This is a genomic window from Providencia sp. PROV272 (assembly GCF_049901975.1).
GTDB classification, from domain to species: Bacteria; Pseudomonadota; Gammaproteobacteria; order Enterobacterales; family Enterobacteriaceae; genus Providencia; species Providencia stuartii.
Window position 1 is genome coordinate 3,623,092 of sequence record NZ_CP096291.1, and the last position, 13,214, is coordinate 3,636,305.

Consider the following 13,214-nt stretch of genomic DNA (forward strand, 5'->3'; position numbering starts at 1 on the left):
CTTCAACGCGGGAAAGTCATTTTTGTTTACCTTTCCTAGCCTGTTATTCACCTACTTGCACCGATAGCATGCTCAAAGAGCCTGATACAATCCCTTCTGTCGGGGTAGATATTGCTTCTTTACCATCCCAACTACCAATCACATACAACAAAGGTAAAAAATGCTCCGGTGAAGGGTTAGAACGCCTCCCATCTTCCCGTATAAGAGCCGCTGTCAAAGGGTGAGGTAACTGCTTGCTTGTTAGGTGCTCAATCACAAATTGCTCAAACGAACGCGCCCAAGGGTACGCCTCAACATTCGCATTTTGCCAATTCATTTCCCTCAGATTATGCACCACATTCCCACTAGCCATAATCATCACTCCCTGCTCTCTTAATGAGGCCAGCTTACGCCCCACTTCTAAGTGCCAAGCCGCAGGTTTTGTTCCATCAATACTCAATTGAACGACTGGAATATCTGCTTGAGGATACATACGAACGAGGATCTCCCATGCACCGTGATCTAGCCCCCATTCACTTTTATCTAAATAGACTGGTAATGGCGCTAATAAATCGGCGACTTGCTGAGCTAGTTCAGGGGAGCCTGATGCTGGATATTGCACTTGATACAAAGGTTCAGGAAAGCCGCCAAAATCATGAATGGTTCTTGGCTGAGCCATCGCGGTGACGGCGGTTCCTCGAGTATACCAATGTGCCGAGATCATCAAGATAGCTTTGGGTTTAGGCAGCGACTGCCCAAGAGCTGCCCATGCCTGAGTATATTGGTTATCTGATATCGCATTCATTGGGCTGCCATGGCCAATAAAAACCGCTGGCATTTTGTTCGCTGACATGAGTTTCATGCTCCATCTTACACATTATTATCTCAGCATACGCAGTTTAATAATAAATCACAGTAGATGGTGCTGAGCATCTTCGTCAAATAAATTGAATAAGCCACAAAGGTGTGCAACTTTGTGGCTTAAAATTCGATGCTAAATGTCTAACTCTCTGTTTGCTTAGCTCGCTTTCTTTTCCATCTGCAAACGGTATGCAACCAGATCTTCAATTGTTAAAACGGTCATACCATGTTCTTTAGCAAAAGCAACGACGTTCGGTGCGCGAGCCATTGTGCCATCATCGTTAGTCAATTCGCACAACACTCCCGCGGGTTTAAACCCAGCTAGTGTCGCTAAATCAATGCTCGCCTCTGTATGACCACGACGAGTCAGAACCCCGCCATCACGACCACGCAGCGGGAACACATGTCCTGGATGATGTAGATCTGCCGGCGTTGCATTATCAGCAATGGCAGCACGGATTGTTGTGATGCGGTCTGCTGCTGAAACGCCCGTCGTTACCCCTTTAGCTGCCTCAATCGTTACCGTAAAAGCAGTATTGTTTTGGCTGGTATTATTTTGCACCATCATAGGCAATTCAAGCTGTTTACGGCGTTCTTCCGTAATGCACAGGCACACAATCCCGCTACTATAGCGGATAGTCATGGCCATTTGTTCTGGCGTCATTGTTTCTGCGGCAAAAACAAGGTCGCCTTCATTTTCACGATCTTCATCATCGAGCACAAGCACACCTTGGCCTTGGCGCAATGCTGCAATGGCACGTTCAACACGTTCGATTGGATTACCGAATTCGGAAAGTAGCGTCTGATTCATGGTAAAAACCTCTTAAGTAATAATTTATTAGTTACCAGAATCAGGGCAGTCTTAGGAGTATGAGAACTGAATAAACAAAACAGCCACGAGTGTGCGCTCTGCCAATTCAGATATGAAAAGCAATACAGTGCTTCGATAGCACAATGATGCTAATACCGTTATTCTCTCCCATCCGGACTATAACCGTCGGCTCCAGATTCACACTGGATCTGCTGACCTTTACCCTAACAAATGATAAAGCGCTCGCGGGCTTCATGCCTAGGCATGTTACCGCCGGTGGGGACTTCCACCCCGCCCTGAGATAAGCGCATTCAATATAACGCCAATAATTACAACGTGCAACGGGCAAACCCAAAATTAACGGCTAACTCACATTTTCTGTCAAAAAAAATCAATAAAAAACGAAGCATTATTCATTCAAGTCACACATTAGATACGCTTAAGTGAGGATGAGCAATTGAGGAAGACAGGCCTATCTTGCACACCTTTATCTCAACTTGCTGCACAAGGTGCATATGGGCTTTATTACAAAGCATTCTAGTATTACACTATCGGTAAATTGATCTTTTAAAACTTAAGGACCCGCGAATGCTCGATCCGAAAAAAATTGAACAAGTAGCCCGCCAAATTCAAGGTGCTTTACCAAAAGGCGTCCGTGATTTGGGTGAAGATTTTGATAAGAAACTACGTTCACTGCTTCAGTCACAACTCAGTAAACTTGACCTTGTAAGCCGCGAAGAGTTTGATATTCAAACCCAAGTGTTATTGCGTACACGCGAAAAGTTAGCGCAAATGGAACAACGAGTGAAAGCATTAGAAGAGCGTTTTGGTGAACCAAAAGCGCTTGAAGAGAAGCCATCTGAACAAGAATAATTTCTTGCTCCCCTAGGCGGTAGCGCTATACGACGAATTTTGATAAGACCTGTGCCACATCTATCACAGGCCTTATCAACGGTATGTTTGTAGCTTATTTGCTGGTTTTCATAATATTTTTAATGATATTCGTCGTTGAAATACCATCTTCAAAGTTCAGTACTTTAACCTCACCACCCGCAGCCCAAACTTCCTCGCTCCCAGCTATCTCTTCAGGGCGATAATCTCCCCCTTTCACCAGAACATCAGGTAGCACTTCACTAATTAAACGTTGTGGCGTGTCTTCTTCAAAAGGAACGACCCAATCGACAGATTCCAACGCTCCTAGCACAATCATACGCTGCTCCAGCGGATTGACGGGGCGAGTTTCCCCTTTAAGGCGGCGCGTCGAAGCATCACTATTTACGGCGACGATTAGCCTATCCCCTAGCTTACGAGCATTAGCAAGGTACGAAACATGGCCTGCATGCAGAATATCAAAACAACCATTTGTCATCACCACACGTTCGCCACGCAACCTTGCGTTTGCCACAGCCTGTTTTAGCTGCTTTTCATCCATCACACCAAAACCGTTATCGGCACGGCCGCGGATCGCATTCTCTAACTCGATAGGGGAAACGGTTGAAGTCCCCAATTTTCCAACGACCACACCTGCCGCAGCGTTAGCTAACGCACATGCCTCATGCAGAGGGCGACCTGAAGCAATAGAGGCCGCCAATACGCCAATGACCGTATCCCCCGCCCCTGTTACATCATAAACTTCTTGCGCTTCTGTCGGTAAATGTAGCGGTGGCTCATCACGGCGGATCAGGCTCATCCCTTGCTCAGATCGTGTGATCAATAACGCTGTTAAATCGAGGGATTTCAATAAATTCATCCCCTTCTCTTCAACATCTTGGTTATCACGGCAACGACCGACAATGGCTTCAAACTCAGACATATTTGGTGTCAGCAACGTCGCACCACGGTAGCGTTCAAAATCACTCCCTTTCGGATCAATCAGAACAGGCACGCCGGCTTTGTTTGCCAAGGCAATCATTTTTTGTACTTGCGATAATGCCCCTTTAGCATAATCTGACAATACCAATGCACCAATATGTGGCAAGGCTTGTTCAATACGTTCTAGCAAAGGTTGAACATCAATATTTTCAAAGCCTTCTTCAAAATCAAGGCGGATCAGTTGTTGATTACGTGACAACACCCGTAATTTCGTAATCGTGGGATGAGTTGGGATTGCCACAAAGTCACAACGTACTTTTACAGCATTCAAACTTTCAGTGAGTGCTTTTGCCGCATCGTCAATTCCCGTCAAGCCAACAAGGCGAGAGTTGGCGCCTAATGAAGCAATATTCATGGCTACGTTAGCAGCACCACCAGGACGCTCTTCAACCATATTGACTTTAACCACCGGCACCGGTGCTTCTGGTGAGATACGACTCGCTGGGCCATGCCAATAGCGGTCTAACATGACATCACCAACAACAAGTACACCTGCTTGTTTATAATCAGGGAGTGTTACTTTCATCCCAAAACTCCAGTTTTCAAAAGGAAGCTGTAATTAATTAACGCGATATTATCACAAAGCAATAGGCCGCGTTAATGATGCGATTCGACCGCCCCTAGCCATTTTTCCCAACTCGCTAAAACCTGTTCACGCTCAACGACAAACTGGCTGATATCCACTCTACTTGGCAATGATTGCAAAGCAAGATGATGTAATTCATCACGCATAGTCACATACGCCTGAGTTAAAGCATTGGCTTCATTTTCAGGCATCAACGCATGTTGAGCCATAAGTTCAAAGATACGGACATTATCAGACCAACGAGTTAACGATGGGTTTTCAGGTGCGTAGCGTAAAACAAGGTATTGTGCGATAAATTCAATATCGGTAATGCCCCCCGGATCAGCTTTCAAATCAAATAGGTTACTTTGATGGCTCCCTAAGTGTTGATGCATTTTCAACCGCATATCACGTACTTGCTGACGTAATGTTTCTGCATCTTGTGGAGTACATAAGGTTTCATGGCGAATACGATTAAACTCTTGTTGTAATCTAGCATCGCCAAATACCATTCTAGCTCGGATCAATGCCTGATGTTCCCATGTCCATGCTTCATTTTTTTGATAATCATCAAAGGCTTCAATGGTACTGACTAACATACCAGACTCCCCTGATGGCCTTAAACGGGCATCCACTTCATACAGTACCCCAGAGGCTGTACGGGTACTAAATAGATGAATAATGCGCTGTGCAACACGTAAATAAAATTGCCTTGCGTCTATTGAACGCTCACCATTCGTGACAACCCCGATAGGGCAATCGAATAGAAACACCAAATCCAAATCGGAACTGTAGCCAAGCTCCCAGCCGCCTAATTTCCCATATCCCAATACCGCAAAACCATATTGTTTTTCATCTAATTGAGCAAGATGTGCTGGCTCACCGTAGCGTTTCACCATTTTTTGCCATGCTTGATGAACAACGGCATCAATGATCGCTTCAGCCAAATAGGTTAAATGATCACTGACTTTCATCACTGGCAAGACGCCCGTAATATCTTCCGCAGCAATACGCAATAATTGTGCTTGTTTAAATTGCCTTAATGCCTCTAGCTGTTGCTCTTCATCTTCTTCTGGCACTCGCATTAAATATTGACGCAATTCATCACGATATGCGGTTAAAGGTAGAGGTTGGTAAAGGGACTTCGGATCGAGTAGCTCATCAAGCAATAATGGGTGGCGGGCAAGCTGCTCCGCAATCATTGGGGATGCGGCACATAAGCGAATAACGTGAGTCAATACTTCATCAAATTCAAGCATCAACTCTAAATAGGTTGTTCGGCTAACTATGCTTAATAAAAGTGGTGTTAGACGTTCGACAACTTGCCCTGCATCCGCCCGCTCTCCCACTTTTGCCAATAATTTAGGCATTAATTCATCAAGAACATCTCGCCCACGCGGCCCTATCGTGCGTTTATTGAGGTCGTGACGAAACATCAAAATGCCATGAATGATTTTCTGGGCAACTTCCTCGTCCTGAGAAGGCAAGTAAGGGGCTAACTCCTCTTTAGTAAGCTCCCCTTGCCACAAGGTGATATAGATCTCATCGAAGCTATCTTGACGCTCTTCTTCATCATCCTGACCAATTTGTTCAGTAAAAATATGATGAACCATCGCCATTTTCTGCATGAGTTCTTGATAAAAAGCCTGCCAGTGTTCAAAGCCCATCCCCCAAGCTAAACGGGCTTGATTGAGAGCATCATCTGGTAGAGTCTGGGTTTGCTGGTCATCAATACTTTGCAATAAATTTTCCACCCGCCGTAAAAAGAGATAATTCTCTTGTAGCAGTTCGACTTGCTCGGCAGGAAGCAGTTCAAGCTCTCGAATACCTTTCATGGCTAGCAGTAATGATTGTGATTGCAGTGCCGGTTCGCGGCCGCCACGGATCAACTGAAAAACTTGAGTGATAAATTCAATTTCTCGAATGCCACCAGCCCCAAGTTTAATATTATCGACCAGCCCCCGACGGCGAACCTCTCGCTCAATCATATTTTTCATATTACGTAGCGATTGAATCACACTAAAATCGATATAACGGCGATAGACGAAGGGACGTAGTAACTGACGCAATGTATCTGCATAATGTAGGCTATCTGGCCCCATAATACGTGCTTTAACCATTGCATAACGTTCCCAATCTCGCCCTTGCTCTTGATAATAATCCTCTAAAGCAGAGAAACTGAACACCAAAGGCCCACTGTCACCAAATGGGCGTAAACGCATATCGACACGATAGACAAAGCCCTCAACCGTGACTTGATCGAGGACGCGGATCAACTTTTGTCCTAGACGGGTAAAAAATTGCGCGTTATCTAGCTCTTTGCGTCCACCGCGTGTTACGCCATTTTCGGGATAGGCAAAAATCAAATCGATATCAGAGGAAAAATTAAGCTCTCCACCACCCAGTTTCCCCATCCCAAGAACCAGTAATGGCTGTGGGTTACCTTCGCTATCACAAGGCGTTCCCCACGATTGACTATATTGCTGATATAACCAATCTCTTGCGGCAACGATCACGGTTTCCGCTAAATGACTCAGTTGCTGTAAGGTTTCTTTTTCCGAACTGATCTTTAAGGCTTGCATCCAAGCGGCTCTGACTAGCATTTGATGGCGAAATGTCCGCAATACTCGCATCAAATGATCTTCATCTACCACCGATTCCAAATCCTTTCCAAGCCACTGCTCATAATGTTGCCATTCGCTAGGGCTAGGTCGTTGCTCACGGATCTGCTGCAAAAAACGTGAATGCGCTAAAACCTGCTTTAACACAAAGTCACTAAAACTTAGTACGATGGCTTCTTCATCACTCAGAGGCAGTAATTCACTTCCATGATCGGCCAAACGTGCGATAACCCGCTCTCGTTGGCTGTGTAGCAACTCAGGAAAAGGATGCATATCAACACCTTAATGAATATCAGTATATTTCAAGGCAATTAACCACTGCGTGAAGGCCAATTTACATTTTAACCAGCGGCTACTGTAGCAAAAGGTTTCTGCACTCAGTTTATCATCGGCAAGATCCGCGCGAAGCTGCTCTAAAGGAATATCCTGCACAAACTGGGGGGCAGAGTTGCGATAATGCACCAAAAACGCTTGGACAAAGCGTAAAAAGACATCAAGCCCTTCACGGGCACCCGCCTCATCGGCTAGCCAATAGGCTTCATGCTGTTGGCTTAGCTGCTGCATATGCATCAATGCTTGTTCTATGGGCTGTTGCTCATAATCAAACACCGTTTCTGGCTGTTGCAATGGCGCGCGCTCTGTTTGCATCAATGAATAGCCTCTCGCAGCTTTACTGGTGGAAGAGAGGCGCAAACCATCAATGTCGGCTAGCTTTTTCGCTAAATTCAGTACATCTGCAACGAAACCTTTTTTAAGTTCTAATTCAAATTCTTGAATAGGAAGATCTCGGGAGCCAGCAGAAATTTCCCCCTGATCGAAAACAATTTCGATTTCACTGTCTTCAAATGTCACTAGCCATTTTTCACGGGTAAAATTAGTACTAAAAAGGATCTGTAATTGTGACTGTAATTGCTGGACATCGGTGCCTTTTGGCCAAATTTCGACGGGAAAAGCGGGTAAATTGAGCTCTGGTGCATCAATATCAACATTATATTCAGGACGTTGATGCAATCCGCCAATCACTTGTCCTGCCGTTTTAATGGTCATTTCATAACGACCATCACAACCGCGAATACGCAATCCCATATCCCATTGGCGCAGTTGGCGTGTTTCAGTGTCGAAATAGATATTAGTCAGTTTCTTTGGTTCAGTATGTTGGTGGGAAAGTGTCGATAAAAATTGGCGTACTGGCTCAATTGCCGTGGTTTGAGCAGCCAATTTCAGTTCAACTTCTAGGTGGCTCATACATTTCCTTAATTGATAATTTCTCTGCAATTATATTACCCCAATCAGCGCCGAGTGAGAAAACAAAGCGCAAAGAAACCAAAAATTCTATGCTCTCAATTTATTTCAGGTGTTTATGTCAAGAAATGCAAGGAATTATACGCTATATAGTGAGTTAGGATAGTTCCCATTCTGGTTTTACATTTGCACACGCACACTTAACTCTTTAGTATTTGTACTCGTCGTACTTCAAGTTGTCGCAACACGCTGAGTTTTTGTTGACTAAGTCATCCGCGCGAATGGCATCGCTATCTATTTCGCTCACTCACCGTCTAGCCGCAACTCGAATGATCTAGAGTATGTCTACACATATGCCGCATTCATTCACCATAAATAATAGAAAGTAAATACTATGCGAAAAATACCATTATTACTCCTTTCAATCATGGGGCTAAGCCTATCAGTCAGCACCGTTGCCGCTGAAAAACGTTATATTTCTGATGACTTATCAACTTATGTGCATAGTGGGCCAGGAACAAAATATCGGATTGTTGGCACACTCAATGCGGGTGAAAGTGTTGAGCTTATCTCAACGGATGGTAATTTCGCTCAAGTCAAAGACGAACGTGGGCGTACAGTATGGCTTCCAGAAAACCAACTCAGTGACACACCGAGTATGAAAATACGTATTCCTGAGTTAGAAGCCGAAAATCAAAAATTACGTCAGCAACTCGAAAATATTGATAATACGTGGAATACACGCACGGCGGATATGCAACAGCGCGTTGCCGATAACGATAAAATCGTCAACCAATTGAAAGCCGAAAATGAAAAATTGAAAAATGAGCTTATTAAGTCTGGCAAGAAATTAGAAATTGCGGAAGTTAACCTTGATGACCGTCGTCGTGAACTCATATTACAATGGTTTATGTGTGGTGGTGGTGTTGCGGGGGCTGGGCTTATTTTTGGTCTGATCCTGCCGCATATTATTCCGCGCCGTAAAAAACGTAATGATCGTTGGATGAGCTAAAAATTAATGATGAAAGTATATCTGGTCGGTGGAGCGGTACGAGATGAACTGCTTGGCCTTCCGGTCTCAGATAGAGACTATGTGGTGGTAGGGTCAACACCTGAAACGATGTTGGCCCAAGGTTTCCAGCAAGTGGGGAAAGACTTCCCGGTATTTCTTCACCCTCAAACCCATGAAGAGTACGCTCTAGCAAGAACTGAGCGCAAAACAGGCGCAGGGTATACTGGATTCAGTTGCTATTCCACCCCAGACGTGACCATTGAAGATGATCTTCTACGCCGTGATCTCACTATCAATGCCATCGCTAAAGATGACCAAGGACAGTTGACCGATCCCTATAATGGGGTCGATGACTTAAAGGCGAGAGTCTTACGTCATGTGTCTGAGGCATTTGCTGAGGATCCACTACGCGTTTTACGCGTAGCGCGTTTTGCCGCTCGTTACGCTGAACAAGGTTTTCATATTGCCCCCGAAACCCTATCGTTAATGCAAACCATGACGGCATCTGGTGAACTTACTCATCTAACCGCTGAACGTGTTTGGGCAGAAACCGAAAAAGCCTTGAAGTCCAAATCACCGCAGGTCTACTTTGAGGTACTCCGTCAATGTGGGGCCCTTGCCGTGCTATTTCCCGAAATCGATAATTTGTTTGGCGTGCCAGCTCCTGCCAAATGGCACCCAGAAATTGATACGGGGATACACACCCTAATGGTGTTACGTATGGCCGCCCAACTTTCCACTGATGTTGATATTCGCTTCTCTGCACTGTGCCACGATGTCGGTAAGGCACTCACTCCCAAAACTATCTGGCCTAGCCATCCTCATCATGGCGAAGCTGGCGTTGCCCTAATCGATAACTTGTGTGATCGCTTAAAAATTCCTAATAGCGCGAGGGAGCTTGCACGCCTAACCGCTCGTTTCCATGATAAAATTCATGTCATAAATCGATTAACAGCCCAAGAGCTGGTTCAATTATTTGATGGATTAGACAGTTGGCGTAAACCTGAGCGAATAGCCCAATTGGGGGTGATTAGTGAAGCTGATGCGCGTGGTCGCGCTGGCTTTGAACAGCAAGCGTATCCACAAGCGGAGTTTTTTCGCCAAGCTTTTCATGTTGCCCAAACGGTTAGCGTTAAGCCTATTGTTGAGCAAGGGTTTCAAGGTCCCAAAATCCGAGAAGAGCTGACTCGCCAACGCATTGAACAGATTGAACAGTGGCGGCAACAGCAAACACTGTTACCTATTAATGCCTAACCGATAGTTGGCGGCGATACACCGCCCTATCTTTCTTTTCAGTTTTAAGCGGGTCTAGTGCCTCTTTCAATAATAACACCCACACTTTTCGCCCGCACAACTGCGCCTGGCTTAGCAACTTTAATGCGTACCCAAGGGCAACAAAAATGACCTAATAGAAGTTGAGCGACTTCTTCCGCGACACGTTCTACTAAGCCAAATTTGTTTTTACTGACATGATCCATAATGGCTTGGCTAATTTGCGCGTAATCGAGACAATCGGTGACATTATCGCTCCTTGATGCTCGTTTGTTATCCCATCCCATTTCGATATCGAGCACGAGTTTCTGCTCAATTTTTTGTTCCCAGTCATATACACCAATGGTGGTGATGACTGATAATTGTTCAATAAATACGATATCCATCACGTCATTTTCTCGTTTATGTGCTGAATTGATACCACTTCATGGAAAATATGCGTATTATCCAATGAGTGAAATAAATTGTGTATATATACCCCAACTGTTTTGGAGTTTGCTATGAGTGCAACCGCGCTTGGCATGATAATCTTTGCCTACCTTTGTGGCTCAGTTTCAAGTGCTATACTGATCTGCCGATTGGCAAGATTGCCCGACCCTCGTCAACACGGCTCAGGTAACCCTGGAGCAACCAACGTCTTGCGCGTCGGCGGTAAATTAGCCGCAGCCGCAGTGCTCATTTGTGACGTCCTAAAGGGGATGATCCCGGTTTGGTTGGCTTATTATCTAAAAGTTCCTCCATTCTATCTTGGCTTTGTCGCGATTGCAGCTTGTCTGGGACATATTTACCCCGTTTTCTTCCGTTTTAAAGGCGGGAAAGGTGTCGCAACGGCATTTGGCTCTATCGCCGCTATCGGCTGGGATCTTTCTGGCTTAATTGCGGGCACTTGGTTACTCACGGTACTTCTTAGCGGCTACTCTTCATTAGGTGCCATTATCGGTGCACTACTTGCCCCATTCTATGTTTGGTGGTTTAAGCCCGAGTTCACCTTCCCTGTGGCGATGCTCTCCTGCCTCGTCTTAGTGCGCCATCATGGTAATATTCAACGTTTATGGCGCGGGCAAGAAAGTCGTATTTGGCAAAAGCTCAAAAATAAGAAACAAAAAACCCCGAAAGAAATCGCTCAAGAAGCAAAAGAGCAGGAACAAGAAGATTAATATTAAGAGGCTGTCATAACAGCCTTTTTTATGCTTTCAACATAATTGACCTACTCCTATCCAAACTCTGTACCAAACTTAAGTGATATTGCGGGTAAAAATCAGATAAACATCAAATTATTATAAATAATGCCTAATGATAATTTGAAATAAGTCGAAATATACCATTGAGAAACTCAACAATTATAATGGTGTATTTATGACGAGCATTCCCTTTATTACACAAAACGAATATCAATTAGAAGACGATACCACACTGATGACCACGAGTGATTTAGATGGCAATATCACTCACGCAAACGATGACTTTATTAAAGTAAGTGGTTATTCACTCTTGGAACTGATGAACCAACCTCATAACATCATTCGCCACCCTGATATGCCTAAAGCAGCCTTTGCGGACATGTGGAGTACCTTAAAAAAGGGGGAGCCATGGACTGGTATTGTAAAAAATCGCCGTAAAAACGGTGATCACTATTGGGTTAGAGCCAATATTTGCCCAATGATGAGAGAAGGTGTTATCACGGGTTATATGTCGCTTCGAACAAAAGCCTCACGAGAAGAAATCGCCAGTGCTGAGCCGCTCTATCGGGCATTAAACCAAGGGCGCCCCCCTCATAAATTACATAAAGGCCTCGTGTTAGCAAAGCACTGGTTTGGACAATACCCTGCGCTGTCGATACGTTGGCGTATTCGATTACTGATGATCCTGTTATTTACGGGTTGGATAAGCGTTGCTGCACTCTCGGGCCTACAAGGCTTGTCTTTTCTTCACGCAACCGTTCTCACCTTAATCACCTTATCCGCTAGCAACGTTTTACTTGAACGTATGGTGGCGAAGCCTATCGAAAATGTTGCTAGACAAGCCCTTGATGTGGCAAGAGGCGAGTGCCACAGTATCAGCCATCTTCATCGTGTTGATGAAATTGGGATGATATTACGATCTATTGGTCAACTCGGATTAGTGTGCCGGTGGTTAACCAACGACGTGTCTTACCAAATCAGTAATGTGCACAACGAGAGTGAACTATTAGTTAACGATTGTGATGAACTAGAACAGCATACCCAAAAAACAGTGGGCTATGTGCAACAAACGGTAGCGGCGATGAATCAAATGTCAGTGTCCGTACAAATGAACGCAGATAATACAATACAGGCGGATAAACTCTCTAGTCAGACAAGTGAAACCGCAATTCATGCCGCGGAAGCCATGAAAAATGTTGTCCAAACCATGGATGAAATTGTTCACAGTACGAATAAAATCAACGCTATTACCGATGTGATTAAAACGATCGCTTTTCAAACCAATATATTGGCCCTTAATGCCGCTGTTGAAGCAGCTCGAGCAGGAGAGCAAGGAAAAGGTTTTGCGGTTGTTGCAGATGAAGTGCGTAGCCTTGCCAGCCGAAGTGCGAGCGCCGTAAACGATATTCGTGACCTTATTGATGACTGTGAAAACAAAGTACATTCAGGCAAATTGCACGTACACACCACGGGAGATACATTGCAAGAAGTGGTCAAGCAAGTACAGGATGTCACCCAACTGATCAGCCATATCAGCAACGCAACTTCCGAACAAGCAGCCGGACTCACTGAAATCACACAGGCCGTCTTTGAACTCGAATCCATCGCCCAGAAAAATACCGTGTTAGTCGAACAAAGTGCTAATGCCTCTGAGGTCGTCAAAAAACATGCGATAAGATTGGATGATGCGATAACTATTTTGCACTAAATCACCGTTTCTGGATCTAAAAAAGAAAACGAGATATCGGGAGACAATAAATTAGCGGCGACTCAATTGACAATAAATGGGCCGCCGCGC

The 13,214-nt window shown here is 44.8% G+C and carries 11 protein-coding genes and 1 riboswitch; of the genes, 5 read left to right on the forward strand and 6 right to left on the reverse strand.

Translation table 11 applies throughout. The features are described from left to right. Positions 1-43 precede the first annotated feature (43 nt). Together ygiD and ribB are read right to left on the reverse strand one after the other, a co-directional pair. The gene (gene ygiD, locus M1E93_RS16780) at positions 44-832 is read right to left on the reverse strand and encodes a 4,5-DOPA dioxygenase extradiol (RefSeq protein WP_104873249.1); all 789 of its coding nucleotides are present in this window, start codon (positions 830-832) and stop codon (positions 44-46) included. A gap of 165 nt (positions 833-997) precedes the next feature. Further along, the gene (gene ribB / locus M1E93_RS16785; RefSeq protein ID WP_104873248.1) at positions 998-1,651 is read right to left on the reverse strand and encodes a 3,4-dihydroxy-2-butanone-4-phosphate synthase; all 654 of its coding nucleotides are present in this window, start codon (positions 1,649-1,651) and stop codon (positions 998-1,000) included. Positions 1,652-1,807: 156 nt separating this feature from the next. Beyond that, positions 1,808-1,958: riboswitch (FMN riboswitch) on the reverse strand. A 281-nt stretch (positions 1,959-2,239) separates the two neighbouring features. Between ribB and ubiK the strand changes: the two genes are divergently transcribed. After that, positions 2,240-2,524, forward strand: coding sequence for a ubiquinone biosynthesis accessory factor UbiK (ubiK, locus tag M1E93_RS16790; protein WP_004925153.1), 285 nt, complete (start codon positions 2,240-2,242; stop codon positions 2,522-2,524). Positions 2,525-2,618: 94 nt separating this feature from the next. Here ubiK and hldE read toward each other — a convergent pair whose 3' ends face one another. The 3 genes from hldE to M1E93_RS16805 form a co-directional block, all read right to left on the reverse strand. Beyond that, positions 2,619-4,049 carry a bifunctional D-glycero-beta-D-manno-heptose-7-phosphate kinase/D-glycero-beta-D-manno-heptose 1-phosphate adenylyltransferase HldE gene (gene hldE / locus M1E93_RS16795; protein WP_004925155.1) on the reverse strand — a complete coding sequence of 477 codons (1,431 nt, stop codon included), beginning with the start codon at positions 4,047-4,049 and terminating at the stop codon, positions 2,619-2,621. 71 nt (positions 4,050-4,120) lie between these two features. Beyond that, a complete protein-coding gene (gene glnE, locus M1E93_RS16800; RefSeq protein WP_053109743.1) occupies positions 4,121-6,982 on the reverse strand; it encodes a bifunctional [glutamate--ammonia ligase]-adenylyl-L-tyrosine phosphorylase/[glutamate--ammonia-ligase] adenylyltransferase in 2,862 nt (953 codons plus the stop codon). Between the two features lie 9 nt (positions 6,983-6,991). Next, on the reverse strand, positions 6,992-7,954 hold the full coding sequence (locus M1E93_RS16805) for an inorganic triphosphatase (protein WP_104873247.1): 963 nt from the start codon (positions 7,952-7,954) through the stop codon (positions 6,992-6,994). A gap of 391 nt (positions 7,955-8,345) precedes the next feature. Between M1E93_RS16805 and M1E93_RS16810 the strand changes: the two genes are divergently transcribed. Together M1E93_RS16810 and M1E93_RS16815 are read left to right on the forward strand one after the other, a co-directional pair. Then, positions 8,346-8,963: a TIGR04211 family SH3 domain-containing protein gene (locus M1E93_RS16810; protein ID WP_426207031.1), complete on the forward strand. Its 618-nt coding sequence runs from the start codon at positions 8,346-8,348 to the stop codon at positions 8,961-8,963. Positions 8,964-8,972: 9 nt separating this feature from the next. After that, on the forward strand, positions 8,973-10,217 hold the full coding sequence (locus M1E93_RS16815) for a multifunctional CCA addition/repair protein (RefSeq protein ID WP_104873629.1): 1,245 nt from the start codon (positions 8,973-8,975) through the stop codon (positions 10,215-10,217). Between the two features lie 44 nt (positions 10,218-10,261). Here the strand turns inward: M1E93_RS16815 and folB are convergent, their stop codons facing one another. Further along, positions 10,262-10,621, reverse strand: coding sequence for a bifunctional dihydroneopterin aldolase/7,8-dihydroneopterin epimerase (gene folB / locus M1E93_RS16820; protein WP_004925173.1), 360 nt, complete (start codon positions 10,619-10,621; stop codon positions 10,262-10,264). A 114-nt stretch (positions 10,622-10,735) separates the two neighbouring features. Between folB and plsY the strand changes: the two genes are divergently transcribed. Together plsY and M1E93_RS16830 are read left to right on the forward strand one after the other, a co-directional pair. Next, a complete protein-coding gene (plsY, locus tag M1E93_RS16825; RefSeq protein WP_014657630.1) occupies positions 10,736-11,392 on the forward strand; it encodes a glycerol-3-phosphate 1-O-acyltransferase PlsY in 657 nt (218 codons plus the stop codon). 199 nt (positions 11,393-11,591) lie between these two features. After that, positions 11,592-13,124: a methyl-accepting chemotaxis protein gene (locus M1E93_RS16830; RefSeq protein ID WP_104873246.1), complete on the forward strand. Its 1,533-nt coding sequence runs from the start codon at positions 11,592-11,594 to the stop codon at positions 13,122-13,124. Positions 13,125-13,214 lie beyond the last annotated feature (90 nt).

Excerpts from the sequence above, each read along its gene's own strand:
- ygiD (WP_104873249.1), bottom strand. The coding sequence starts at position 832 with ATGTCAGCGAACAAAATGCCAGCGGTTTTTATTGGCCATGGCAGCCCA.
- ribB (WP_104873248.1), bottom strand. The coding sequence starts at position 1,651 with ATGAATCAGACGCTACTTTCCGAATTCGGTAATCCAATCGAACGTGTT.
- ubiK (WP_004925153.1), top strand. The coding sequence starts at position 2,240 with ATGCTCGATCCGAAAAAAATTGAACAAGTAGCCCGCCAAATTCAAGGT.
- hldE (WP_004925155.1), bottom strand. The coding sequence starts at position 4,049 with ATGAAAGTAACACTCCCTGATTATAAACAAGCAGGTGTACTTGTTGTT.
- glnE (WP_053109743.1), bottom strand. The coding sequence starts at position 6,982 with ATGCATCCTTTTCCTGAGTTGCTACACAGCCAACGAGAGCGGGTTATC.
- M1E93_RS16805 (WP_104873247.1), bottom strand. The coding sequence starts at position 7,954 with ATGAGCCACCTAGAAGTTGAACTGAAATTGGCTGCTCAAACCACGGCA.
- M1E93_RS16810 (WP_426207031.1), top strand. The coding sequence starts at position 8,346 with ATGCGAAAAATACCATTATTACTCCTTTCAATCATGGGGCTAAGCCTA.
- M1E93_RS16815 (WP_104873629.1), top strand. The coding sequence starts at position 8,973 with ATGAAAGTATATCTGGTCGGTGGAGCGGTACGAGATGAACTGCTTGGC.
- folB (WP_004925173.1), bottom strand. The coding sequence starts at position 10,621 with ATGGATATCGTATTTATTGAACAATTATCAGTCATCACCACCATTGGT.
- plsY (WP_014657630.1), top strand. The coding sequence starts at position 10,736 with ATGAGTGCAACCGCGCTTGGCATGATAATCTTTGCCTACCTTTGTGGC.
- M1E93_RS16830 (WP_104873246.1), top strand. The coding sequence starts at position 11,592 with ATGACGAGCATTCCCTTTATTACACAAAACGAATATCAATTAGAAGAC.